The sequence below is a fragment of the Micromonospora lupini genome, assembly GCF_026342015.1.
Classification (GTDB): Bacteria; Actinomycetota; Actinomycetes; order Mycobacteriales; family Micromonosporaceae; genus Micromonospora; species Micromonospora lupini_B.
Genome location: NZ_JAPENL010000002.1, coordinates 2078957 through 2102925 on the forward strand (window position 1 = coordinate 2078957; position 23969 = coordinate 2102925).

21 protein-coding genes and 1 tRNA gene are annotated in these 23969 nt (G+C 68.8%); 16 read left to right on the forward strand and 6 right to left on the reverse strand.

Annotated elements, in window-relative coordinates; genetic code table 11:
• The first annotated feature begins 92 nt into the window (after window positions 1-92).
• Complete coding sequence (locus OOJ91_RS24505) at window positions 93-1298, forward strand: DUF418 domain-containing protein (protein WP_266248512.1); 1206 nt, start codon at window positions 93-95, stop codon at window positions 1296-1298.
• 208 nt (window positions 1299-1506) lie between these two features.
• Window positions 1507-2940 carry a glycoside hydrolase family 6 protein gene (locus tag OOJ91_RS24510; protein WP_266248514.1) on the forward strand — a complete coding sequence of 478 codons (1434 nt, stop codon included), beginning with the start codon at window positions 1507-1509 and terminating at the stop codon, window positions 2938-2940.
• Between the two features lie 133 nt (window positions 2941-3073).
• On the opposite strand, the gene OOJ91_RS24515 is transcribed toward OOJ91_RS24510, so the two are convergent.
• Window positions 3074-4057, reverse strand: a complete 984-nt coding sequence (locus tag OOJ91_RS24515; protein WP_266248516.1) for an aldo/keto reductase — start codon at window positions 4055-4057, stop codon at window positions 3074-3076.
• 268 nt (window positions 4058-4325) lie between these two features.
• Between OOJ91_RS24515 and OOJ91_RS24520 the strand changes: the two genes are divergently transcribed.
• A complete protein-coding gene (locus tag OOJ91_RS24520; RefSeq protein WP_266248518.1) occupies window positions 4326-5225 on the forward strand; it encodes a helix-turn-helix transcriptional regulator in 900 nt (299 codons plus the stop codon).
• A 79-nt stretch (window positions 5226-5304) separates the two neighbouring features.
• Here OOJ91_RS24520 and OOJ91_RS24525 read toward each other — a convergent pair whose 3' ends face one another.
• A complete protein-coding gene (locus OOJ91_RS24525) occupies window positions 5305-6525 on the reverse strand; it encodes an MFS transporter (RefSeq protein WP_266248520.1) in 1221 nt (406 codons plus the stop codon).
• Window positions 6526-6691: 166 nt separating this feature from the next.
• Here OOJ91_RS24525 and OOJ91_RS24530 point away from each other — a divergent pair, with 166 nt between their 5' ends.
• The 4 genes from OOJ91_RS24530 (at window position 6692) to OOJ91_RS24545 (ending at window position 9991) form a co-directional block, all read left to right on the forward strand.
• Window positions 6692-7342: a CGNR zinc finger domain-containing protein gene (locus OOJ91_RS24530; protein ID WP_266248523.1), complete on the forward strand. Its 651-nt coding sequence runs from the start codon at window positions 6692-6694 to the stop codon at window positions 7340-7342.
• 181 nt (window positions 7343-7523) lie between these two features.
• Window positions 7524-8213: a DUF998 domain-containing protein gene (locus OOJ91_RS24535; protein ID WP_266248525.1), complete on the forward strand. Its 690-nt coding sequence runs from the start codon at window positions 7524-7526 to the stop codon at window positions 8211-8213.
• Between the two features lie 67 nt (window positions 8214-8280).
• Window positions 8281-8652, forward strand: a complete 372-nt coding sequence (locus OOJ91_RS24540; protein ID WP_266248526.1) for a YciI family protein — start codon at window positions 8281-8283, stop codon at window positions 8650-8652.
• 37 nt (window positions 8653-8689) lie between these two features.
• Window positions 8690-9991 (forward strand): RNA polymerase sigma factor, encoded by a 1302-nt coding sequence (locus OOJ91_RS24545; RefSeq protein WP_266248527.1) that lies wholly within the window; start codon window positions 8690-8692, stop codon window positions 9989-9991.
• 105 nt (window positions 9992-10096) lie between these two features.
• Here the strand turns inward: OOJ91_RS24545 and OOJ91_RS24550 are convergent, their stop codons facing one another.
• Entirely contained in the window at window positions 10097-10393 is a 297-nt protein-coding gene (locus OOJ91_RS24550) for a helix-turn-helix domain-containing protein (RefSeq protein WP_266248528.1), read from the reverse strand.
• Window positions 10394-11382: 989 nt separating this feature from the next.
• Here OOJ91_RS24550 and OOJ91_RS24555 point away from each other — a divergent pair.
• From OOJ91_RS24555 to OOJ91_RS24580, 6 genes are all read left to right on the forward strand, one after another.
• On the forward strand, window positions 11383-11907 hold the full coding sequence (locus tag OOJ91_RS24555; protein ID WP_266248530.1) for a hypothetical protein: 525 nt from the start codon (window positions 11383-11385) through the stop codon (window positions 11905-11907).
• A gap of 122 nt (window positions 11908-12029) precedes the next feature.
• Window positions 12030-12548 (forward strand): SigE family RNA polymerase sigma factor, encoded by a 519-nt coding sequence (locus OOJ91_RS24560; RefSeq protein WP_266248531.1) that lies wholly within the window; start codon window positions 12030-12032, stop codon window positions 12546-12548.
• Window positions 12548-13042 carry a hypothetical protein gene (locus OOJ91_RS24565; RefSeq protein ID WP_266248532.1) on the forward strand — a complete coding sequence of 165 codons (495 nt, stop codon included), beginning with the start codon at window positions 12548-12550 and terminating at the stop codon, window positions 13040-13042. Before OOJ91_RS24560 ends, OOJ91_RS24565 begins: the two co-directional genes overlap by 1 nt.
• 150 nt (window positions 13043-13192) lie before the next feature.
• Entirely contained in the window at window positions 13193-13873 is a 681-nt protein-coding gene (locus OOJ91_RS24570) for an NAD(P)-dependent oxidoreductase (protein ID WP_266248534.1), read from the forward strand.
• A gap of 4 nt (window positions 13874-13877) precedes the next feature.
• Window positions 13878-14729 carry a sigma-70 family RNA polymerase sigma factor gene (locus OOJ91_RS24575; RefSeq protein WP_266248536.1) on the forward strand — a complete coding sequence of 284 codons (852 nt, stop codon included), beginning with the start codon at window positions 13878-13880 and terminating at the stop codon, window positions 14727-14729.
• A gap of 36 nt (window positions 14730-14765) precedes the next feature.
• Window positions 14766-15152, forward strand: coding sequence for a hypothetical protein (locus tag OOJ91_RS24580; protein ID WP_266248537.1), 387 nt, complete (start codon window positions 14766-14768; stop codon window positions 15150-15152).
• Between the two features lie 81 nt (window positions 15153-15233).
• On the opposite strand, the gene OOJ91_RS24585 is transcribed toward OOJ91_RS24580, so the two are convergent.
• Window positions 15234-18092: a glycosyl hydrolase family 95 catalytic domain-containing protein gene (locus OOJ91_RS24585; protein WP_266248538.1), complete on the reverse strand. Its 2859-nt coding sequence runs from the start codon at window positions 18090-18092 to the stop codon at window positions 15234-15236.
• A gap of 717 nt (window positions 18093-18809) precedes the next feature.
• A complete protein-coding gene (locus OOJ91_RS24590) occupies window positions 18810-19298 on the reverse strand; it encodes a MarR family winged helix-turn-helix transcriptional regulator (RefSeq protein ID WP_266248540.1) in 489 nt (162 codons plus the stop codon).
• 92 nt (window positions 19299-19390) lie between these two features.
• Between OOJ91_RS24590 and OOJ91_RS24595 the strand changes: the two genes are divergently transcribed.
• A complete protein-coding gene (locus tag OOJ91_RS24595; RefSeq protein WP_266248542.1) occupies window positions 19391-20260 on the forward strand; it encodes a haloalkane dehalogenase in 870 nt (289 codons plus the stop codon).
• A gap of 289 nt (window positions 20261-20549) precedes the next feature.
• Here OOJ91_RS24595 and OOJ91_RS24600 read toward each other — a convergent pair whose 3' ends face one another.
• A complete protein-coding gene (locus OOJ91_RS24600) occupies window positions 20550-20801 on the reverse strand; it encodes a sigma factor (RefSeq protein ID WP_439117127.1) in 252 nt (83 codons plus the stop codon).
• Window positions 20802-21374: 573 nt separating this feature from the next.
• Here OOJ91_RS24600 and OOJ91_RS24605 point away from each other — a divergent pair.
• Together OOJ91_RS24605 and OOJ91_RS24610 are read left to right on the forward strand one after the other, a co-directional pair.
• Window positions 21375-21447 (forward strand) — tRNA-Arg (locus OOJ91_RS24605).
• A 597-nt stretch (window positions 21448-22044) separates the two neighbouring features.
• A complete protein-coding gene (locus OOJ91_RS24610) occupies window positions 22045-23955 on the forward strand; it encodes an SGNH/GDSL hydrolase family protein (protein ID WP_266248543.1) in 1911 nt (636 codons plus the stop codon).
• The last annotated feature ends 14 nt before the right edge of the window (window positions 23956-23969 follow it).

Here is a 23969-nt window from a genome sequence, read left to right on the forward strand (position 1 = left end):
CCTTCAGGCTCACTGGCTGTCATCTCCACGGCCCACTTCCTAGCGTCGAAGGAGAGTCCTCGACACGACTCCCGTCGCTCCGGAGGTGGCCCGTGCATCCTTCCCTCGAAGACCCGCCCGCCAGGAATCGAGCGTCGTCCGCCACGCCACCACGGATCGTCGACGTCGACGCCCTGCGTGCCGTGGCGCTGCTCCTCATCCTGGTCGTCAACATCGCCTTCTTCGCCTCCGGCCACTCCTTCCACCTGGTTCCCGATCCCGCGTACGACTCGTGGGGCGACCAGGCGGTCCGGTGGCTTGTCGAGCTGCTCCTCGCGATGAAGGCGTACCTGCTCTTCTCCTTCCTGTTCGGCTACAGCTTCACGCTCCAGCTCGATTCCGCCGCACGGCGCGACGTCGACTTCGCCCCACGGTTCCGGCGACGACTGGTCGGCCTCTTCGTGCTCGGCATCCTGCACGCGGTGCTGCTGTTCCAGGGCGACATCCTGACGACGTACGCACTGCTCGGTCTGGTCCTGCTCGCCATGCGGGGAGTCGGTGTCGGGACCGCGCTGCGCGCCGCCGTGCTGGTGACCGGCGGGATCGGCTTCGTCCTCGCGCTCGCCGCAGTCGGCGGTACCCAGCTGGTCACCGACCCGGCGGCGGCGCTTGCCGAAGGGCAGCGCTCCACCGAGGCGCTTCAGGGCGGAATCGGCTCGCTGATCGCCGAGCACGTACGCCAACTGCCGGCGATGGTCGGCACGCTCCTCGTGCAGGGGCCGCTCGCCTTCTCGGCCTTCCTCTTCGGGTACGCGGCGGGGCGTCGTCGGCTGCTCACCGACGTCGGCGGGAACCGGCAGCTCCTGCGCCGGGTGCAGCAGCTGGGCTACCCGATCGGCCTGGCCGGCGCCGTGGTCTTCGCCTCGGGCGGGGGCACCGCCAACCTGACCGGGCTGACCGTGGGCGTCCTCACCGCGCCTCTGCTCGCAGCCGCGTACGCGGCCAGCCTGCTCCAGTTCTTCCAGACCGACCGGGGGCGGCGGGTGGCGGCCGTACTCGCGCCGGCAGGCCGGATGTCCCTGTCGAACTACCTGGGTCAGTCGCTGCTCTGCGTGCTGGTCTTCACGGGCGTCGGTCTGGGCCTCGCCGGCGCCGTCGCCCCTCCGGTGGTCGTACTCGTCGCGGTCGCGATCTACGGTGTGCAGCTCGCCGTCAGCGGGGCGTGGATGGCCAGGTTCCGGTACGGGCCGATGGAGTGGTTGTTGCGGGCCTGGACGGAGCAGCGGTGGCCACGGCTGCGGGCCGCCGACCCGGTGTGACGGGTCCGGGCCGGGGCGGATCGCTTCCCCGGTCCCGACATCAGCCCCGCGCACCGCGCAGACCCTGCGCCGGCCTCGACACCCCGACGCGGCCCGTTAGCTCATCGATAAGTCTCCACGTCTTGGCAGCGACGCGCGCCTCCGCTACCGTCCATGGGAACGCTCCCACAAACTTGGAAACGTCAATGTGACCAGGAGGCAACACGTCGTGGCTATCCTCTCGTCGCTCCGCCGCAGATCGGCGGCCACAAGCGTGGCCGCCGTCGCGGGCGCCACCGCCGTCGGCGTCTGCCTCGCCGTCGGCAGCGCCTCCGCCGGCACGCTGTCCGGATCGCTCTATCGCGACCCGAGCTCGGCGGTCATCCGCTGGGTCGCCGCCAACCCCGGCGACTCGCGTGCCGCGGTCATCCGCGACAAGATCGCGAGCCAGCCGCAGGCACGCTGGTTCGCCAACTTCAACCCGTCGACTGTGCAGTCCGAGGTCTCCGGATTCGTCAGCGCCGCCAACGCGGCGCAGCAGATCCCGGTGCTGTCGGTGTACGAGATCCCCAACCGGGACTGCGGCGGAGCCAGCGCCGGTGGTGCGCCGGACCTCAACCAGTACCAGACGTGGGTGTCGAACTTCGCCCGCGGGCTGGGCAACCAGACCGTCATCATCATCCTGGAAACCGACTCCCTCGCCCTGCAGACGTGCCTGAGCAGCGGCGAGCTCAACGCCCGTAACCAGGCGATCTCGACTGCCACCCGGACCATCAAGTCGGGTAACTCCAACGCCAAGGTCTACCTCGACGGCGGCCACTCCACCTGGAACAGCGCAGGCGAGACGGCCAATCGGCTTCGGGCGGCAGGCGTGCAGTACGCCGACGGCTTCTTCACGAACGTGTCGAACTTCAACTCCACCTCGAACGAGGCGAACTTCGGCCGGAACGTCATCTCCTCCCTCAACGGCATGGGCATCTCGGGCAAGCGCCAGGTCATCGACACCAGCCGCAACGGCGGCGCCAGCGGGGACTGGTGCGGAGACGACAACTCTGACAGGCGCATCGGCCCGTACCCGACCACCAACACCGGCGACGCCAACATCGACGCGTACCTCTGGGTGAAGCCGCCGGGGGAGGCGGACGGCTGCCGCTTCACTGCCGGTTCGTTCCAGCCCGACCTGGCCTTCAGCCTGGCCAACGGCGCGCCCAATCCGCCGACGACCGCGCCTCCGACGACCGCTCCGCCGACGACCGCGCCTCCGACCACGGCTCCGCCGACGACCGCGCCGCCGACGACCGCTCCGCCGACGACCGCTCCGCCGACGACCGCTCCGCCCACCACCGCTCCGCCCACCACGCCGCCGCCGACCGGTAACGGCTGTTCCGCCTCGGTGGTGCTCAACCAGTGGAACGGTGGATTCACCGCGAGCGTGACTGTCACCGCCGGCTCCGCGGCCATCAACGGCTGGACCGTGACCATCACGCTGCCCGGCGGCAGCGCGATCACCGGCGTGTGGAGCGCCCAGGCCAGCGGCACCAGCGGAACCGTCCGGTTCAGCAACGTGAGCTACAACGGACAGGTAGGCGCCGGCCAGTCGACCAACTTCGGCTTCCAGGGCACCGGCACCGGCCCGGCCGCGGCCATCTGCGCGTCCGCCTGACCCCACCCGATGCGGGCCCGGCGCGGAGGATCGCCCTCCCCGCCGGGCCCGCTTCCTTGCCTGGGGTACGCACCGGACGGGCCGGCCTGACGAGCGAACGGCACGGGGCCAGCGGCAGGGTTGACCGGGCCGGTCAGCGCTCGATCACCCGCATCTGCTCGTCGGTGTGGTGACCGCCCTCCGCAACGGGCAGCGCGGTGAGGGTGGCGACCTGTTCGGGCGTCAGCGTGACGGTGTCCGCGGCGACGTTCTCCTCAACGCGGCTCACCCGCTTGGTGCCGGGAATGGGGACGATGTCGTCGCCCTGGGTCAGCAGCCAGGCCAGGGCTACCTGTCCTGAGGTCGCGCCCACCTGGTCGGCGACCTCCTGGACCTGGTCGGCGATGCGCAGGTTGCGCTTGAAGTTCTCCCCGGTGAAGCGCGGATGGTTCTTCCGGAAGTCGCTGTCGTCGAGGCGCTCGACGTCCGCCGGAGACCGTAGGGCACCGGTGAGGAAGCCACGTCCGAGTGGGGAGTACGCCACAAGTCCGATCCCCAGCTCGCGCAGCACGGGAAGGAGTTGCTCCTGGTCACGGGTCCACAGCGAGTACTCGGACTGCAGGGCGGTGACCGGGTGTACGGCATGGGCGCGTCGTATGGTGTCGATCCACGCCTCGGACAGCCCGATGTAGCGGATCTTGCCTTCCCGCACCAGGGCCGCGAGGGCGCCCATGGTGTCCTCGATCGGGGTGCTCGGGTCGACGCGGTGCTGGTAGTACAGGTCGATGTGGTCGGTGCCGAGACGCTTCAGCGAGCCCTCGACCGCCGTGCGGATGTTGTCCGGGCTGCTGTCCAGGCCCCCGGGGACGCGACCGTCGTGGGAGACGAGGCCGAACTTGGTGGCGAGCACTACCTGGTCGCGGCGGCCCTGCAGGGCGCGACCGACAAGCTCCTCGTTGACGTACGGGCCGTAGATCTCCGCGGTGTCGATCAGGGTGACACCCAGTTCGAGAGCCCGGTGGATGGTGCGGATCGACTCGGCATCGTCGCTGCCGGCACCGCTGTAGCCGTGCGACATTCCCATCGCACCCAGACCGATGCGGGCAACCTCAAGCTCGCCCAACTGCACCGTGCGCATGCTGTTCTCCCTGTCGTTGTTCGAATGGACGGCCCACTGACCGGCGAGGCGGGCAACGGGCCCGGGGCGGATCAGGCTTCGGGGATCGGCCTGTCGAAGGTGGCGGGGGGTGCCGTTCCTTTCAGTTCTGCGTCGTGGTTCTGCGTGGGTGTCAGCGCCACACCGTCCCCTCAAGCACACACCGCTGTGAGGTTTCCGGGGAGCCACTGCTCAAACGGGTACTGGCAGGGACCCTCTCCTGCCGGACGGGGTGCCTAACCTGGGAAACATGGACAACCGCAGTGAGGTCCGGGCGTTTCTCACCTCCCGCCGGGCCAAGGTCAGTCCGGAGCAGGCAGGCATCCCCGCGTACGGTAACCGGCGCGTCGCCGGGCTGCGCCGCGGTGAGGTCGCCGCGCTGGCCGGCGTGAGCGTCGAGTACTACACCCGCCTGGAGCGCGGCAACCTCGCCGGTGCGTCCGACAGCGTCCTGGACGCCATTGCTCGCGCGCTGCGGCTCGACGACACCGAGACCGCTCACCTGCACCATCTCGCCCGTGCCGCCGGTCCCCGGCCGGCCCGCGCCCGCGCCGGCCGCGACAGGGCCCCCGAGATCCGGCCGGCGATCCGCCGAGTCCTGCGCTCGATGGGTGTGCCGGCGTTCCTGCGTAACCACCGTTTCGACGTCCTCGCCGTGAACTCGCTGGGCAGGGCCCTCTACGCGCCCATGTTCGCCGCGCACGCGGCGCTGCCGGTGAACTCGATGCGGTTCATCTTCCTGGACCCGCACGCGCAGGCGTTCTACCCGGAGTGGCCGCAGGTGGCCCGCTCCGCCGTCGCCGCGCTGCGCACCGCCGCCGCACGGCACCCGGACGATCAGGCGCTGATGAACCTGATCGGTGAGCTGTCGATGCGCAGCGAGCCCTTCCGCGCCTGGTGGGCCGCCCAGGACGTGTACGTGCACCGCCACGGCGCGAAGCGGTTCCGGCACCCGGTCATCGGGGATCTGGACCTGACCTTCGAAGTGCTGGAGTTGTCCGGCGACGACGTCCTGACGGTCCTGACCTACTCCGCCGAGCCGGGCACCAGCTCCGGTGACGGCCTGGAACTGCTCGCCACCTGGGCCGCGACGCAGGAGGACGCCGCGACCCGGGCGAGCGGGCAGGCCGCCGGCACGGGACGGCCCTGACGGGTGAGCAGGCCGATGCGCCGCAGCCGCTGTGTCGTGGGCCGCAGCGTTCCCGCCGTGGCGCCGCAGGTCAAGGGACTCAGGAGTGACCTGCGGGTTGCCCGACCGGCTGTCGCTCGGGATCGCGACCGGCAGCTTCGTGCTCTCCCCGTCTCCTGCGGGACAGCTCGTGGCAGGCGAGCAACGCGAACGCCCCGGCCGTCAGCAGCCCTCCGAACAACGGGATGACGCGCACCCCGGCCGTCGCCAGCAGGCCCGCACCGATGAGCGAGCCGGCCGCGAGGCCGAAGTTGAACGCGACGCTGAGACTGGCCGACGCCAGGTCGGTGGTCGACGGGGCCACCTGCATGATGCGGTGCTGGATTCCCGCGATCAGCGAGCTGAACGACATTCCCGCCACGGCAAGCAACGGAATCGTCAGTGCCTGGTTTGTGCCAACCCCGTAGATGCCGAGCATCGCGGCGGTGATGAGCCCGAGCAGACCCAGCACGGCACCGAGCGGAAACCGGTCCAGGATCCGGCCGACCGCCCAGGTGCCGACGACGCCGAACGAGCCTTGGACGAAGAGCAGCATGCCGAGGGACGCTGCGGCGAACCCGCTGACGTCGAGCAGGAAAACCGTCATGTAGGTGAACGCGCCCATGGCGCCGGTGACGACGAGGACGGTGGCGACGAGGAGCACGACGAAGCGGTGTCGATCCGGCATCGACCCGATGTCGCCGGCACTCTGTCGCGGTGTGACGCTCGGCAGGAGCAGGACGACTGCGACGCAGATGACGAAGCCGAGGATTGCCATCGCGACGAAGGCTGCCCGCCACCCGGCCTGACCGCCCAACCAGGTGCTCAGCGGCACGCCGAGGACCGGCCCGAGAGCGTTGCCGATCGACAGGCGAGCCACGATTCGACCGCGGATGTTCGCGGGGAACATCGAGATCGCCACGGGGAACACCACCGCCCAGAAGACACCGTTTGTGGTGGCGGAGACCAGCCGGGCGGCGAGCAACATCTCGTAGGAGGTTGCGAAGGCCGACACCGTCGTCGCCGCGACGAACACACCGAGGGTGCCGGCGAGCAGCGGACGCCGGGGCACCCGTCGAGTGACCCGGGTCAGCGGGAGCGCCACGATCATGACCACCACGGCGTATCCGGTCACCAGCAGACCGGCCTCGGACCTCGAACGCCCCAGGTCCGGCGCGATGAGCGTGAGCAGCCCGATCGGGAGGACCTCGGTGGTGACGTAACAGAAGGTGGCGGCGGACAACGCGGCGAGTGCGTAGACCGCACGTCGTTGGTGCGTCATCGCCTACCTCCATATGTGATTCCGGCTAATCGGGTTTTGACGGTAGCATAGACGATCGGGAATTCCTCGCCGTGCCCAAACACCGAGGTGAACCGGGAGTGAAGCGCCTCCTCGACGGCGCTATCGACCAACCCCCATCGACGGCTTGGGTGGTAGCGTTGCCGGCATGCCGCTCGACGTGTGCCAGCTTCCGTTGGTCGGCGGGCATCCCGCGCTCGATCTGGTCAACACACTCGAGCGAGGGGGCGCGTCGCCGCACGACTTTCTGTCCGACAGCTCGGCCCTGCTGCGCTGGTCGGTCCGGGTGGGCGTGCTCGGCGACGCGGAGGCCGACCAGGTCGACCAGGCGTGGCGCGACGAGCCCGCGGCGGCGCACGCGGGACTGGCCGCTGTGCGGGACATCCGGGAAGCGCTTCATCTGGTGCTGCTCGCGGTGGTCACCGATGCCGACGGTGCTTCGACGGGAGACTCCGTCGCGGCCGGCGCCGCGCTTGTCGCACTCCATCAGCGCTGGTCCGGGGCGGCCGCCCGAGCGCGGCTGGTGCTCGACCCGTCGCGCGTACGTCTGGCCTACGGCACCGTGCCGGCCATGACGGTGCCCGACAGGATCGCCGAGGCCGCCCTCGACGTCATGCTGACAGCCGACCTGACCCGGTTGCGCCGCTGCCCGCTGCGCGAAGGTGGCTGTGGCTGGCTGTTCCTCGACAAGAGTCGCAGCGGTTCCCGCCGTTGGTGCCGCATGGCCGACTGCGGCAATGCGGTGAAGGCCCGACGGCTCACCGAGCGTCGCCGCGCCGCCCGTGCATCCCACTCGTAGCCGGTCGACGACGGCTGCGGGGCTGTACACAACGCCGTGACCGAGCCTGCGCCGAACACGGCAGAGGCTGGTCATCGCGCTCTCGAAAAAATCTTGGAGTGGGTTGTCGAAGTCGGGTCTGGTCGTTCGAGGGACTGGGTGAAGGGCCGGACAAGCCGGCCCGCCGCGAAGGGCAACGATCATGACCGAGCAGATGACCACCACCGCGTCGACCGTGACGACCTGCGACCCGGCGGTCAGGGTCACGAAGTCCCTGTTGGCGTACGGCGTCATCGCCGGCCCGTTGTACGTCGCGGTGTCGCTGGTCGAGGTGTTCACCCGGTCCGGATTCGACCCGACACGACACGCGTGGAGCATGCTCAGCAACGGTGACCGAGGTTGGATCCACATCACGAACTTCCTGGTGAGCGGCCTGCTGACGATCGTGTTCGCGGTCGGACTGCGTCGGGCACTGGAGAGTGGGCCCGGGGCGCGCTGGGCGCCGAGGCTCATCGGCGCGTACGGCGTGAGCCTGATTGCGGCCGGTCTGCTGCGCGCGGACCCGGCGTTGGGCTTCCCGGTCGGCACGCCGGACGGTCCCGGGACGATCAGTTGGCACGGCTACGGTCATTTCGCTGCCGGAGCCGTCGGGTTCAGTTGCCTGATCGCGGCGTGTTTCGTGCTGGCCCGCCGCTTCGCCGCCGAGGGCGCCGCTGGTTGGGCCAGGTCCTCGCGGGGCGTCGGCGTGGTGTTCGGCGCCGCCTTCCTGGGTCTGACCGCGGGTGCCGGCGCCGCCTGGAGCCTCCTCGCCTTCACCGCTGCCGTACTGCTGATCTCGGGCTGGCAGGCAGCCGTCGCGATCGATCGCTACCGGCGCGTGTCGCGGCACTGATCGTCAGCACAGTCGAACCAGACTTGTTCCGAGCCAACCCGAAGTGCACAGATCACGAGGAGAAGAAATGCGATATCTGGTGATTCTCAAAGCAGCGCAGCCCGACGGCCCGCCGCCCGCCGAACTGATGGAGGCCATCGCGAAACTCGGTATGGACGCGACGAACGCCGGCGTGATGCTCGACATGGGTGGGCTCGCCCCCACCGCGAACAGCGCCCGGATCGCGGTCACCGCCGGTGCGGTCAACGTCGTCGACGGTCCCTTCGCCGAGGCGAAGGAGCTGATCAGCTACGTGGTGTACGACGTCCGCTCCAAGGAGGAAGCTGTCGAGTGGGCCGGCCGGTTCATGCGGCTGCACCGTGACCTGTGGCAGGGCTGGGAGGGGGAGGCTGAGGTCTCGCGGGTCTTCGGGCCGGAGGACTTCGCACCGCAGGGATGAGCGGGCGAGCACCTGGATGGTGGTTGGATCGGTAGCCATGACGGCTACCGATCCACATCGCGTTGTCGAGGCGGTCTGGAGGATCGAGGCGGCTCAGCTCATCGCGAAGCTGACCCGGATCGTGCGAGACGTCGGCCTGGCCGAGGAGATCGCCCAGGACACCCTGGTCATCGCGCTTGAACAGTGGCCGAAGCAGGGCGTGCCGAGAGATCCCGGGCCATGGCTGATGGCCACCGCCAAACACCGGGCGATCGACCTGGTCCGGCGGCGGATCCGGTACGGCGAGAAGCTCGCCGAAATTGGCCGGGCTCTGGAGATCGTCCCGGTCGACGAGCAGGAGGCCGTGGACGACGCGTTGGACGACCACGTCGGCGACGACCTGCTGCGGCTGATCTTCATCTCCTGCCATCCGGTGCTGTCGACGGAGGCGCGTACCGCGCTCACCCTGCGCGTGGTGGGCGGGCTGAGCACCGAGGAGATCGCCAGGGCCTTCCTCGTCGCCGAACCGACTGTTGGTCAACGGATCGTGCGGGCCAAGCGCACCCTGGCCGCCAAACGGGTGCCGTTCGAACTCCCGCCACCGGATCAGCTCGCCCAGCGGCTCACCTCGGTCCTGGAAGTCCTGTACCTGATCTTCAACGAGGGATACTCGGCGACCGCCGGCCAGGACTGGATGCGGCCCGACCTCTGCCGGGAGGCGTTGCGGCTGGGGCGGGTGCTGGCCGGACTGATGCCGGATCAGGCCGAGGTGCACGGGCTGGTGGCGCTCATGGAAATCCAGTCGTCGCGGACGTGGGCGCGCACCGACGGAGCCGGTGCGGCAATCCTGCTCGGTGACCAGGACCGGACCCGCTGGGACCGCCTGCTGATCCGGCGCGGCCTCGCCGCCCTGGCACGGGCGCAGGAGATCGGCGGTGTACTCGGACCGTTCGTGCTGCAGGCCGAAATCGCAGCCTGTCACGCCCGAGCCCGGTCTACGCAGGAGACGGACTGGTCACGAATCGCGGCACTCTATCTGGTGCTGTCCCACGTGTGGCCGTCACCTGTTGCCGAGCTGAATCGGGCGGTCGCGGTCGGAATGGCCCAGGGAGCGGCCGAGGGACTGGCCATTGCTGACCGGGTGCAGGCGAGTGGGGCGCTGGACCAGTACCCGCTGCTTCCCGCCGTACGCGCCGACCTCCTGGCGAAGCTCGGCCGGACGACCGAGTCCCGGCAGGAGTACGTGCGAGCCGCCGCGCTCACCCGCAACGCCAAAGAGCGGGAGATCTTCCAGGCGAAGGCAGAGAGCTGTGCCCCGACTGAGTCCGCCGCGGGCCTTGCCGTCGACGTGGGGCCGTAACGACAGGTGGGTTGGCATGCCGGGCCCGGGCCCTGTCGTGCCCGGCCCGTGAGGGGCGCGGAACGCCGACGACATCACTCGACATGGTGCGGTCAGCAACCCCTACTACTGCTTCTCGTTCTGCCGGAGGGCTTCCTCAAGTTGGTCCTCCAGGATGATGATCCGGCAGGCCGCCTCCAGGGCGGTGCCGCCGTCGACCATCTCGCGGGCCCGGGCGGCCAGGCGCAGCTGGTAGCGCGAGTAACGGCGGTGCCCGCCGCTGGAGCGGTGCGGGTCGATCAGTTTCGCCTCGTCCAGCCGGCGCAGAAAATCCTGCGTGGTGCCGAGCATCTCCGCAGCCTGCCCGATGGTGTAGGCGGGGTAGTCCTCGTCGCCGAACATGTCTTCGGGGTTTCGCCCCATGTCACCTCCATGTCGAGGGCCCCGGCGCGTAAGCGCCGGGGCCCAGGGTTACGGGTCAGAACACCATCTGCCGACAGGAACGTCGGCTCTTCGTATCCACACCAGCCGTCACTGACGGCAACGGGTGCGAGGATCGCATATGCGTGACCGGAGACCACCTCTCGTTCGATGGAAACTGCGGTGTCCGCCCGGCCTGAGATGACGGCCGACGGCGGGCGATCCAACGGTGTACGGCCCTCCCTTTCCTCTGCATTTCTTCCAACTTGCCGACGTGCGGTCCGCCGGTGTCGGAGCCCACGCAACTTCACGGCCCCACACACGTACGGCGAACATCAGCTGGAGCCCTGAACGGTTCTTCGGCCCCACCTGCGGTGCCCCGTCGCGCATCACGCCGGGGCTGACGTGCTTACTGCCGTTCTGGAGCGGGATCAGGGTCCTGCTCCCGACGCCCGTCGTGACCTCACGGCCGGGCGATCCGTCTGCGTCTTTGCGTCTCTCTGCTCTCTACCCTAGGAACAGTATCTCTGGCCCTCAAGAATGTCTAGCCGTTTGAGCATAGATTTTCTGGCTGGCCACAACCGGATCTCCCAAGGGGCGGCCGTGGGTCGCGGAACTCCTGGCCCTGGGCATGGCCGGCGGGCGCCAGAAGCCACTGGGCATGACCTGCGGTGAACACCGCCTGAGCGGGGTCGTCGAAGATTTCGAAGAATATTTCTGGTTGGCGGCAACCTGCGGACGATGGATCGCATGTACCCCTGTGTAAGCGACGATCGCCACGATCCATAGGGGTCCGGAAAATGTCTGCACGTCACCTCCTGCTGCTGCCCGTTGCCACTGTCCTTATTGGACTGTCCGCCTGCGACTCCGGTGGGTCGACTGGTCCCCGCCCCACCGCATCTGCTCCGACGTCGGCTGCTGCGGCCACTGGCACCCCCGGTGCGTCGCCCGCTGCGGCTACCCCGGCGGCCGGTGCTGCCGGCTGTCCCCCGGTGACGACCCTTCAGACGCTTGTCGAGCTGCCGAAGGGCTGGTCCCTCACGAAGGTGAGCTGTTTCAAGGACTGGGCTACTGCCGATCCGGAGGGTCCGACCGCGGCTGACGGCCTCTACCTTTTCCACTTCGTGACCGGCACGGGCTGGAAGTACTACGACCAGGGCAGCGACTGGGACTGCAAGGATCTCGGCCTCAGCGAGCCGGCGCCGTTCTGTGTCTCGGATCCGGATGAGCCGGCGCCGAAGCCGGCATCGAAGCCATCGAGCGGTACGGCCACGAGTGTCAAGTGCCCTTCGGCGAAGACTCTCCAGGCCCTGGTCGAGCTTCCGAAGGGCTGGACGTTCGGCAGTGTCAAGTGCGTCAAGGACTGGGCGGGAGCCGATCCGCAGGGCCCGAACGCCGGTGACGGCTGGTACCTGTTCCACTTCGTGGCCGGCACGGGCTGGAAGTACTACGGCGACGGCAGCGGTTACGACTGCGTCGACCTCGGCCTCAAGGAGGCGCCGTTCTGCATCTCCTGAGCGGGTGACCGCTGTCGCTTGCTGTGGCGCACACCGGCTATGGTGTGCGCCACAGACATTCGGCCGCATCGACGCCGCCGCTGCCTGAAGGACTTTGGGTACGTGGGGGGAACGAGCGGGTCATGCCGGACTCCATGGACGATCTTTTCTGTGAGTTCGTGCGGACCCGCTCACCGGCGTTGCTGCGAACGGCGTTCCTGCTGACCGGTGACCGGCACCTCGCGGAGGACCTCGTGCAGGATGCGCTGGCCCGCACCCATCGGGGCCGGCGGCGGCTGAATGATCCCGGGCACTTCGAGGCGTACACCCGCACCGCCATGTACCACCAGCAGGTGAGCTGGTGGCGGCGCCGCAAGGTAGCCGAGTCCCTGCCCGGGGAACTGGCCGACGTGGCCCAGCCCGGCAGTGACCATGCTCGCCGTACCGATCTCAAGGTTGCCCTGCACCAGGCTCTCGCCCAACTCACGCAGCGGCAACGGGCCGTGCTTGTGGCACGGTTCTTCGAGGACCGCAGCGAGGCCGAGGCCGCGGATCTGCTGCAGTGCTCGGTCGGAACAATCAAGAGTCAAACCAGCAAGGCGCTGGCCCGCATGCGGCAGATAGCGCCGGACCTGCTCTCGGCCGTGATGGAGGAGGCCTGATGACCGACAACCTCGGGCCGCTGCGTCAGGCCATGTCCGATCTGAGCGAGCTCGGCGGCACCGCCGACATGTACGAACGCACCCTGCGCAGATCGCGGCAGGTGCAACGACGCAGGGCGGTCGCCACCGGCGCCGCGGTGGCGGCGGTGTTCGCCATCGGCGGTACGGTCGCCTTCGCCACCCTCCACCGGCCCGACCCGTTGCTGCCGCCCGCAGCCACCCCCACAAGTGTCGACCCCCACAGTCCCACCTGTCCGTCGATGCAGAGCCTCGGCACCCTGGTCGAGCTGCCGGCGGGCTGGTCCTTCGCTTCCAGGCCGGTGGAGTGCGTCGAGACGTGGGCTGCCGTCGACGTGCAACGTCCGGACGACAACAACTTCATCTACCTGTTCCACTACACGGCCGGCACGGGTTGGCGACTCCAGGACCAGGGCACCGGATGGGACTGCACGGAGCTCGGGCTGACCGAACGGGCGTCCTTCTGCACCTCCTGAACGCCTGCCCGGGAAATCCCCCGGCTGAGAACGACAGTCAGTCGGGCGCTGCGCGGGCAGTGACCCGCCTTGACCTGGCCTGCGGTTTGTCACAAACGAACCGTGCGGATCGACGTTCCTTTCGAAGCCACTCGGAAGGGAGCACACCTGATGCTTATCGTCGTTCTCGGCGCGAACGGGGGCACGGGCCGTCGCCTCGTACAGCAGGCGCTGGACGCCGGCCACGACGTACGGGCGGTGACCCGGCAGCCGCAGTCGTTCCCGGTCAGCGGTCCCGGCTTGGAGGTGGTGGCCGCCGATGCCACAGTCGAGGTCCCGGTGAGTGGTGCCGCCGTGGTGCTGTCGACGCTTGGCACGCCGTTCACTCGGCGACCGGTGCGGCTCTACAGCCGCAGCACCGCGACGGTCCTGGCCGCGATGCGTCGCGAGGGTGTGCGGCGGCTCGTCGTCGTCAGTTCCAGCGCCACCGAGCCGCATCACCATGCCGAGGGCGGATTCCTGCTCAACCGCATCATCCAGCCGTTGGTCACCGCCACGATCGGCAAGTCCACCTATGACGACATGCGCACCATGGAGAAGATGGTGCGGGACAGCAACCTCGACTGGACGATCGTGCGCCCGTCGGGGCTCTTCGACAGCGACAGCGTCACCCGCTACCGGCTCGCGGAGAGTCGCTCCGACGGTATCTTCACCAGCCGAGCCGACCTGGCGGCCTGTCTGCTGGCCCAGGCAACCGACACCGCCTGGATCAGGCGGACCGCGGCCGTCACCACCGCCGAGGGCACTCCGACGCTGTGGGCGATGCTGCGGCGGGAAGCGTTCGGGAACTAGGGAGATGGACGACCAGCAGTGGTTCGCCGAGCAGTTGGCGCAGCACCGTCCGCGTCTACGGGCCGTCGCCTATCGACTGCTGGGCTCACAAGCCGAGGTCGACGACGCGTTGCAGGAGGCGTGGCTGCGCACGACGCGCGCCGACCCGACCGCGATCACCAATCCCGCGGCGTGGCTGACCACGCTCGTCGGGCGGGTGTGCATCGACATGCTGCGGGCCCGGCAAGCGCGCCGCGAGCAGTTGAGCGCAACCTGGGAGCCGCTGGTAAGCGAGTACGGGGATCCGGAGGAAGCCAGCCTGCACACCGACGCGGTAGGCATCGCGTTGCTCGTGGTGCTGGACAGCCTCGAGCCCGCCGAACGGCTCGCGGTCGTGCTGCACGACATGTTCGGCATGCCGTTCGAGCAGGTGGCCGCCGTCGTGGGACGTACACCGGCGGCCACCAGGCAGCTTGCCAGCCGAGCCCGGCGGCGACTGCGCGAGAGTGCTCCGCAGCCCAGGGCCGGCCTGCCCGCCCAGCGTCGTGTCGTCGACGCGTTCCTGGCGGCAGCCCGCGCCGGCGACTTCGACGCCCTGCTGACCCTGCTGGATCCCGACGTGGTGTTCCGCTCCGACCACGGACGCCGTGCACGGCTCGCACCGGCAGTGCTCGCCGGTGCCCGTGCCGTGGCCACCCGTGCGGCCGACGCCGGGCCACGGTTCGCGCGCCTCTGCGCTCCCGCACTGGTCAATGGAGCCGCCGGGGTCGTCGCCCGCGACAGGCGCGGCAGGCCCGTCGCCGTCGTCGGCTTCACCGTTTACGACGAGCGCATCGTCGCCATCGACATGATTCTCGACCCGGACAAGCTCCGATGATCGCCGAGCGGCTCGCTGCCATCAGCTGTCTGATGGGTGGCCTTCACCGACAACCTCATCGCAACCCCGATCGGACAGGGCACGACGCTACGAGGGTTCGTCGTCGGACTGAGGCGTTGGTGCTTTGTCGAGGCGGTGGTGGGGGGCCAGCGTGGTGATAGCCCGTTCCAGGTGCTCGATGAACGCATTCCGCTCGTCGGCGGTGAAGGCGGCGGCCAGGCGCTGCTCGACGGCGAGTGCGGCCGGGTCCGCTCGGCGTGTCAGGTCGGTTCCCTTGGCTGTCAGTTGGGCGACACCGCATCAGGACGATCAAGCGACAGGTGTACGGCCGCCCGAACCTCGACCTCCCCCCGTAAGCGTCCTCGCCACACCGTGACCTACCACCACGATCACTCGGCGAGTGAGTGTCAGAGCCGCGATTGAGGCGGCGCTGACAACTCACTCGATTGACCGAGGCGCAGTGGACCAACCTGACCTGCGTGATCTGTGGTGATGGGACAGGCTCTAGATCCGTTGGAGTTTGAATCGCTGGTTGGCGCCGGTGCCGGGGGTCCACTGGGAGATGCGCGCACCGTCGGCGGTCGAAGCCTGCCAAACGTCCATCGCCAGACCGCTTTGCCGGTTGATGAGTCTGGCTACCCCGCCGCCTTGGTCGTCGACCCGCCACTGTTGGCTGGCGGCGCTGGGTGCGTCGGGTTGCTGGGTGATGTCGGCGCCAGTGCTGCTGCTGGCGGCCTGCAGGAACAGGCCGCTGTGCCGTGCCCTGATCCGGAAGTGGCCCGCGTCCGCCGGCAGAAACTCGAACTGCTGGTTCTGTCCGCTGCTGCTCTGCCACTGGATCAACAACCCGCCGGCGGCGGTGGACGCACCGTTGATGTCGGCGGCCTTGCCGCTGTGCTGGGCCACGAGCCGGTAGTACGCACCAGTCTCGACAGGCCCCGAGTTGACCCCGGACGCGCGGTAGGTGTGGCCGGCCTGGCCGGTGAACTCCACGAGATCGGTATCGATCCGCGTCGGCTGGACGACGTTGCCGCTCGTCTCGTCGTGCAGTTCGAAGGTGCCGGCGAAGATCCGGTTGCGAACGCGGATGGGTCCTGCGCGGTCGGGGACGACGACGAGTTCGATTTGGCTGCTGCTCCAAGCGGCGCCGACGGTGTACCCGCCGCGACCCCGGAGCCCGGTGACCTGCCCGGTTGGCCAGGCGGGTGGTAGTGCGGGCAGAAGGTGAAGTTCGCCGCTGTGGCTTTGTAGCAGCATTTCGGCGATGCCTGAGGTAGCACCGAAGTTGCCGTCGATCTGGAAAGGCGGGTGCAGGTCGAACATGTTCGGTGCGAGCCGGTCGGTGCGTACGAGGTCGCCGAGGAGCTTGTGGGCGCGGGTGGCGTCTTCCAGCCGAGCCCAATAGTTGATTTTCCAGGCGAGTGACCAGCCGGTGCCGTCGTCGCCGCGCAGTTCAAGGGTCTGTCGTGCGGCCTGGTGCAGTTGTGGTGTGCCGCGTTTGGTGATCTGGTTGCTGGGGTGCAGCCCGTACAGGTGGGAGACGTGCCGGTGAGTCCGCTCGGTCTCCACCCAGTCGGCGAGCCATTCCTGGATGTTGCCGCGGGACCCGACCCGCGTCGGCGCTAGCCGGTCCCGGGCAGTCAGTATCTGGGCGCGGTAGTTGGCATCCACGTTGAGGACTTCGGCGGCCCGTGCGACGCCATTGAACAGATCACGCAGGATCTGGTTGTCCATTGTCGGCCCCGCGCACACGCTGGCGTTCGTGTGATGACGCAGCTCGGGCGAGTTCGACGGATTGGTAACGAGGTAGCCGAGCGTCGGGTGGCTGACCAGCGTGTCGAGGAAGAACTGGGCAGCGCCTTTCATGGCCGGATAGTTGGTGCGCAGAAACTCGACGTCTCCGGTGAACTGGTAGTGATCCCAAATCATGGTGGCCAGCCAGGCGCCGCCGGTTTGCCACATTCCCCACAGGGCTTCGTCGACCACCGACGAGCCGCGCCACGCGTCGGTGTTGTGGTGGGTGACCCAACCCCCTGCGCCGTACTGCACCTGAGCAGTGCGGGCGCCGGTCACCGTCAGATCTCGGATCATGTCGAAGACCGGCAGGTAACACTCGGCCAGGTTTGTGGTGTCGGCCGGCCAGTAGTTCATCGGCAGGTTCGCGTTGAGTGTGTACTTGGAATCCCAGGACGGAGCCATCTGGTCATTCCAGATCCCCTGCAGGTTCGCCGGCTGGCTGCCCGGTCGCGAGGAGGAGATCAGCAGGTACCGACCGTACTGGAACAGCAGCGCCGAGAACTGCGGATCGTTGACGCTCGCATGCTGCGCGATCCGGACGTCGGTGGTTTGGTCGGCCGCCGTCGTGCGTCCCAGATCGAGCGACACCCGGTTGAACAGCGCCTGATAGTCGGCTACATGTCGGCTGCGCAACTGGTCGAAGCCGATGGTGCGGGCCGCGTCGAGGTGCCCCCGCGCGATGCCCTGATAGTCGCCGTTGACGGTCCGGTAGTTGATGTAACTGGAACCAATCGACACCAACAGGGTGACGCTTGTCGCGCCGGAGACTCGCAGCGTGCCACCTGAGCTGCTGACCGTGCCGCCGCTCACGGCGGCATTGGCCAGAGCGAGGAACCGGACCTGCCCGTTGATGCCTTCCATGCTGCCGGAAACACCGTCGAGACCGATCGTGGCGGCGTCCGGGCTGGACACTGTCGTCCGTTGCGGGCTGCCGAACGTGGCGGTGAACGTGATCGCGTTTGCCCGGTCGGCGGTCAACCGGATCACGATCACCTGGTCCGGCGCGCTGGCGAACACCTCACGCTGAAACCGCACCCCGTTGAGCACGTAGCTGGTGGTAGCGGTGGCCGTGGTCAGATCGAGGGTCCGCTGATATTGCGACGCCCCGCTGGCACTGCCAAAGGTCAGCCGCAGGTCGCCGACCGGCTGGTAGGCCAACTGCCCGACCGGACTGCCCAGCATGGTCTGGTTGATCAGATCCTGCGCCTGCGTCCACTGATCGGCGAAGACCCGCCGCCGGATCTCCGCCAGGTTGGCGGCCCCACGGGTGTTGGCCGAGTCATACGGGCCACCGGCCCACACCGTGTCCTCGTTGAGCTGCAGCCGATCGGTGTCGACATTCCCGAACACCATCGCGCCCAACCGGCCGTTACCAATCGGCAGAGCCCGCAACCAATCCGTACCCGCCGACTCGTCGTACCACAACGCCAAGTCGTTGGCTGCCAGCACCTGTGGGGGTGCAATCGACCCGGCCCGAGCGGGTGCGGTCCAACCCGTCGGCAGCAGCATGACACCAGCCCCAGCCGCGCCGGCTCCGAGTAGTTTCCGGCGTGTCACTTCAGACATCGTGTCTCCTTCATCAAGCCGAGTGGCGCAGCGGCGGCCCCAGCCGCCCCGGTGGTGACGATCGAAGGGCAGGAAGCGGAACGTTGACGAGGACGTCGCCTGAGTTTTCGAGGGTGTGACGGCGGCAACATTCATCAGACGTCATATGTTAACAACCGATATCAAAGACGGTCAATGCGTAGCCGCAGGACCACATGCGATGCTGTCGTCCCGGCCGTCCACCGCTCGTAACCCAGCCCAGTTGGTGTTTCCGGCAGCCGGGACGGATGGCGTCGGCGCATCCGCCGGGGGGTCACGGCGGTGCCCCACCCGCCCTGCCCGTCCACCCCGCCGTGCCGCACGAGGCGCCACCTCACTCGCGCTGGCATCAGTTCTTTCGGCGGCTCGCCACTTTGCTGTTCGCGCCATCGCCGTGCGGAGTCGGCGCGCAAGAGGCGGGCGACTGACGGGTACTCCCCAAAGGTCAGATGTGCCCTCTGGGCCGGGCCGGTCCCAGCGGCCGACCCGACGCTGCCCCCGTACCCGGCACACCCATGCCGGTGGCCGAGACCCACCCGGCGAGGCGGCGCCCAAGCCATTCAGCTCGCCCACGAGTACGACCCGCAACCGCCCTACCGGTCCGGGTCGCCGCACCGAGCGCCGCGCGAGGTGCTCGCAGCGGTCCGCGCCCGCAAAGACCTCATCCTGCGGGGCAGGTGACGTGGAGTGAAGGAGCGCCTACCCCGCAGGGTCGCTGTCCTTTGGCCAGCTTTTTTGAGTGCGGTGGTGTAGGACGGCGGTGAGCAGGTGGGTGAGCTGGTCGCGTTGCGCTGGGCTCAGCGGTGCGAGCACCTCGTTCTCGATGTCGGCGAGCAGCTCGCCCAGCCTGAGGAGTTGTCGGTGTCCCTGCCCGGTCAGGGTAATGAGGTTCCGGCGCCGGTCGGCGGGGTCCGCTGAGCGTTCTACCAGGCCCTGCTCGGTCAGTTCGTTGATGACGGCGACCAGGTCGCTGCGGTAGATGCTGGTGCGATTGCTCAACTCGGCCTGGCTGACGGGGCCGAACTCGTCGAGTGTGGCGAGCACGGCGTAGTGCCACTTGCGAGCGTCCGCCCGCCCGAGCGCCTCGTTCACCCGGCGGTCGGAGTAGGTCGCGGCCAGCGACAGGAGTCGGGTCGGCAGTCTGCGCAGTCGGGCCGCGCCGGCCATCTCGGGCGTGCTGTCGCTCACGGCGTCATTGTACCTCTTGCGTTAGTCACTCTAACGATCTAACTTACGTTAGTCAGACGAACGTTAGTGACATAAACGATTGGAGCGCGACCATGCCCGTCACAAGCGTGTTGGACTCGACGATGTACCACGAGGAGGTCGGCAGCGGTACGCCGCTGGTGTTCCTGCACGGCAACCCCGGCTCGTCCCACCTCTGGCGCAAAGTGCTGCCCGCGGTCGACCTGCCCGCCCGTCTCCTCGCCCCCGACCTCATCGGCATGGGCCGCTCCGGCAAACCCGACCTGCCGTACCGGTTCGCCGACCATGCCCAGTACCTCGACGCCTGGTTCGAGCGACTGGCCCTGGACGAGGTGGTGCTCGTCGGCCATGACTGGGGTGGGGCGCTCGCCTTCGACTGGGCAGCCCGCCATCCCGGCCGGGTCCGTGGTGTCGCCTTCTTCGAGACGATCGTGCGACCCATGTCCTGGAGCGAACTGGGCGACGGGCCGCGGTCGCGCGCCGAGGCCATGCGCGGACCGCAGGGCGAGACGCTGGTGCTCGACAAGAACCTCTTCCTGGAGTCGGCCTTCACCGGCGGGGTGCTCAACCCCGTACCCGACGAAGACCTGCGGGCCTACCGGATGCCTTACCCCACCCGCGAGAGCCGTCGCCCGATCCTGGAATGGGCCCGCTCGCTGCCCCTGGACGGAGAACCCGCGGACGTCACCGAACGGGTCACGCGGTACGGAAAGTGGCTGGCCAGCAGCGAGGTACCCAAGTTGCTGATCACCTTCGACTCCTCGCCAACCCTGCTCATCCGGCCCGAACTGACCGACTGGTGCAGGGCGAACATGGCCGCGCTGGAGATCCAGCACGGTGGACCGGCCGGTCACCACGCGCCCGAGGACCAACCCGAGGCCATCGCCGCCGCAATCACCGCCTGGGCGAGACGGCACATGCTCACCGGCCACCAGTCAAGCTGATCACCCGTACGCCGGCCGCCGGCGCAGCCAGTGGACCTGTTCAGCGCGGCGGGCCGAAGCATCCCCTGCTCGTCGTCACTCCGAATGTGGGGGACGAGGCAGGGCCGTTCAGGACGCTGCCGCGGCGAGTCCGAACAAAGACGAGACGACCCAGCAGGCCCTTGACCATAGGGTCCTCGATCGCCTGCTGGTTAGCCGATATGATGCCTCCGGCGCCCACGCCACTCCGACCCCGGCACGTTGAACACGCTAGCCCCGTCCCACCTCAGCCGGGACAGGGCTAGCGTGCTCAACCGCGAATCGCAGGGGCCAGCAGCGGCCCGAGCGGATCCGACTCGGCCACCAGCCCCGACGGCAGCGGCCGGCGGCTGCGAACCTTCAGGGCCGTCAGGCAGACGTTTGTCGCGATCCGGTGAAGCCAGGTGCGCAGTGAGCTGCGAGTGTCGCCGTACTGCTCCCGCGCCCGCCACGCCCTCAGGCACGTGCCCTGGACCAGGTCCGCCGCGTCGTGAGCGGAGCCGAGCCGAGCATTCGGTAGCAGTACGCCAACAGTTCCGTCCGGAACGGTTCGACCAGGCGATCGAAGCCTTCTATCTTCGCCGCCACGGCCACGCCCTCTTCTCTGCCCCTATCAAGCCCACCATGCCGGGTGCAGCAGAAGGCTCAGGCGATGGCCAATGGCGGCGCGAGCGCGAGTGCGTCGTCCGATGAACGCCAACAGTCGCAGAGTCGCTGCATCGACCCGTGGTGCCGATCCCGCACACTTACCACGGCATGAGCAGGTGCATGCTCATACGGCGACCCGCTACGACACGATCTTGCAAATCATGAGTAGTTTCGTTGATGGAGGCCGAAGACGTGACTCCGGTCAGACGCGGATGGGTCCCCGTTAATCTTGGTGATGTGGTCGCCGTGCGGTCTCCAGCGGAGGTCACCCCCGGGTCAATCCGCGCCACTTCAGGTCAACCGGGGTCAAACGATCATGGTCGCTGCCTCGCCTGGTGTGGTCAGCGTGTGGTCGTCGGTTGGTGCGGTTCGCCGGTCAACGCAGGTCAACGCGGGTCACTCCCTGCCAACGCGGGTGGACCCGCAGGTCGTTACACTGACCACTCGCGCCCCCGTAGCTCAGGGGATAGAGCATCGGTTTCCTAAACCGTGTGTCGCAGGTTCGAATCCTGCCGGGGGCACCGAAACAAGGCCCTGACCAGCAAGAAGCTGACCAGGGCCTTGATGTTTATCTATGTAGTTTGGAATCGCCCCCGAAAAACCCCTCACTAGCGCTGGTGGGCGATCGGGTTCTAGCGGTTCCGTGGTGGGGCATGCCGGGGACGGCCCCTGCCTATCCGGTCCGGCGTGGGCCACGGGGGCGACGCTCGTGCCTGGTCGTGGCCCGGCCAGCGCCTAGGGCCTGTTTCATAAGAACTGGCCGGCCTGCGGCGGGCCCGGACGCGGCGACTACGGCCTCCTGCCTTACCGGCCCGGACTGCTGACCCTGCAACGCTGATTCGCGGTTGCCGGCAGGATCGTACGAGGTTGGCGGGGCGGGCTCGGGCAAGACCGAGCCCGCCCCGTGCCAGGTAACGACCCCGGACCAGCCCGCTGTCCACAGGCGTTCGGACCGGCATGCGCGCAGCAGGCGGGAATCATGCACGCCGTTGCCATGATTCGACTCGCACCGCTCCCCGGCCCCGCGGAGCGGTGCGACCGTCGTGAGCCGGCACCGTCGCCTGCCTGACACCACTGCGACCGGCAACGGTCACGGGCGGCCGAGAAGAGGAACAACCGTGGGAGTCCCATCCGTGTCCGGGCGTCGACGGTGGGCGTTCGCGCTCTGCCTGGGCCTGCTGGCCACGATCCTGACGGCCGGCGGGCCGGCGGCGAGGGCCGAGGCGTCCGGCGGCGACCGCCTGGCCGGCGGGACGGCCGAGGCGCAGGCCACCGTCTCGGCGGCCACCGACGAGGCGGCGCCCGCGAACTACGTACCCTTCGCGACACCGGTGGGGGTCCTGTTCACCTGGGACGGTACCGGCGGCGTGACGGGCGCCCGCGGACCGGACTCCACCACCACGTTCCCCGTGCTCGGCGTCGGCGGGATTCCGTCCACCGGCGTGAGCGCGGTGCTGGCGCGCGTCTCGACCAGCAACCCGACCGCGTCGACCTACCTGGCGCTGTGGCCCGACGGGACCCAGCGATCGGCGGATCTCTCCACGCTCAACGTCGCGGCGGGCGAGAACATCTCGAACGTCGCCGTCGTCGTACCGGGCGGGAACGGCCGCATCGCGGTCTACAACCGGTGGGGCGAGACGCAGGTCGGCGTCGAGGTGCAGGGGTACTTCACCACGACGGCGGCCCCTGCCCCGGGCGGCTTCGTACCGGTCACGCTCACCCGGCTGATCGACACCCGCAGCGGGCTGGGCACCACGACCGGGACGATCCCGGCGGGCGGCAGCCGGACGGTCACCATCGCCGGCACCTTCGTGCCCGCCGGCGCGGCAGCGGCGTACGTGAACCTGCTCGTGCCGGGCGCGACGACCGGCGGCTGGGTGGGCTCGGCGCCGCCGGGCACGGCCCTCGGGAAGGGCGCCATCAACTACGTCGCCGGCTCGACCCAGTCGGGTGCGACCATCAAGCTCGCCGCCGACGGCCGGGTCACCTTCTACAACAAGGGCAGCGCCGCGATCAACCTCGTGGTGATCCTGGAGGGTTACTTCTCGGGCGTGGCCGGTGGCGGCGCCCCATTCCGCCCGGTGGACAGCCGGCTGCTCAACACCCGTACGGCGGGCGCGGGCGTGCCGCTGGCCGGGGGTGCCACGGTCGACGTCCAGGTGGCCGGGGCCAGCGGGTTGCCCGCGACCGGTGTCGCGGGTGCGGTGCTGCACCTGACCGTCACGCCGGAGCAGGCCGGATATCTCATGGCGTGGCCGGTGGCCGAACCGGAGCCTCCCGTGACCCTGATGGACTTCCAGGCCGGAAACTGGCGGACGAACACGGTGGTGCTCCGGCCCGGCCCGGACGGGAAGATCCGCCTCAGGAACGGCAGCACCGCCCCCATCCACCTGATCGTGGACCTCCAGGGCTGGTTCGAGCGTCCCGCCGGGGCCCGGGCGGTGAAGGTCATGCCGATGGGCGACTCCATCACCTGGGGCCAGGGCAGCACCACGGACTCCGGGTACCGGGGTCCACTCTGGCTGCGGCTGCGAAACGAGGGCAACTACGCCCCCGACTTCGTGGGTACCCAGTTGTCCGGCGCTGTCGGGGACGGTGACCACGAGGGACACAAGGGCTGGCAGATCAACCAGCTCCAGGCGAACGCCACGGGCTGGATCAGCACGTACCAGCCGGACGTGGTGCTGCTGCACATCGGTAGCAACGACATGTACCGCAACTACCAGGTCGCCACCGCGCCCGACCGGCTCAGCGCCCTGATCGATCAGATCCTCGCCGCCCGCCCCGGCGTCTACGTTCTGGTAGCGAAGATCATCCGGTCGAACAACGCCGCCGCCCAGACGCGGATCAACGCGTACAACGCGACGATCCCGGGGATCGTGGCCGCGAAGGGCGACCATGTCCGACTGGTCGACACGACCAATCTGGTCGCCGCCGACCTCGTCGACGAGCTGCATCCGAACGACGCCGGCTACGCCAAGATGTCCGACCGCTGGTACCCGGTCCTGACCGGAGTGCTCGCCGGCTAGCTGGGCCGACCACC

Bases quoted from the DNA above. Each gene is read 5' to 3' on its own strand.
- OOJ91_RS24515 (WP_266248516.1), bottom strand. From the start codon at position 4,057: ATGCGCACGGTGCAGTTGGGCGAGCTTGAGGTTGCCCGCATCGGTCTG.
- OOJ91_RS24520 (WP_266248518.1), top strand. From the start codon at position 4,326: ATGGACAACCGCAGTGAGGTCCGGGCGTTTCTCACCTCCCGCCGGGCC.
- OOJ91_RS24525 (WP_266248520.1), bottom strand. From the start codon at position 6,525: ATGACGCACCAACGACGTGCGGTCTACGCACTCGCCGCGTTGTCCGCC.
- OOJ91_RS24530 (WP_266248523.1), top strand. From the start codon at position 6,692: ATGCCGCTCGACGTGTGCCAGCTTCCGTTGGTCGGCGGGCATCCCGCG.
- OOJ91_RS24535 (WP_266248525.1), top strand. From the start codon at position 7,524: ATGACCGAGCAGATGACCACCACCGCGTCGACCGTGACGACCTGCGAC.
- OOJ91_RS24540 (WP_266248526.1), top strand. From the start codon at position 8,281: ATGCGATATCTGGTGATTCTCAAAGCAGCGCAGCCCGACGGCCCGCCG.
- OOJ91_RS24545 (WP_266248527.1), top strand. From the start codon at position 8,690: ATGACGGCTACCGATCCACATCGCGTTGTCGAGGCGGTCTGGAGGATC.
- OOJ91_RS24550 (WP_266248528.1), bottom strand. From the start codon at position 10,393: ATGGGGCGAAACCCCGAAGACATGTTCGGCGACGAGGACTACCCCGCC.
- OOJ91_RS24560 (WP_266248531.1), top strand. From the start codon at position 12,030: ATGCCGGACTCCATGGACGATCTTTTCTGTGAGTTCGTGCGGACCCGC.
- OOJ91_RS24565 (WP_266248532.1), top strand. From the start codon at position 12,548: ATGACCGACAACCTCGGGCCGCTGCGTCAGGCCATGTCCGATCTGAGC.
- OOJ91_RS24570 (WP_266248534.1), top strand. From the start codon at position 13,193: ATGCTTATCGTCGTTCTCGGCGCGAACGGGGGCACGGGCCGTCGCCTC.
- OOJ91_RS24575 (WP_266248536.1), top strand. From the start codon at position 13,878: ATGGACGACCAGCAGTGGTTCGCCGAGCAGTTGGCGCAGCACCGTCCG.
- OOJ91_RS24585 (WP_266248538.1), bottom strand. From the start codon at position 18,092: ATGTCTGAAGTGACACGCCGGAAACTACTCGGAGCCGGCGCGGCTGGG.
- OOJ91_RS24595 (WP_266248542.1), top strand. From the start codon at position 19,391: ATGCCCGTCACAAGCGTGTTGGACTCGACGATGTACCACGAGGAGGTC.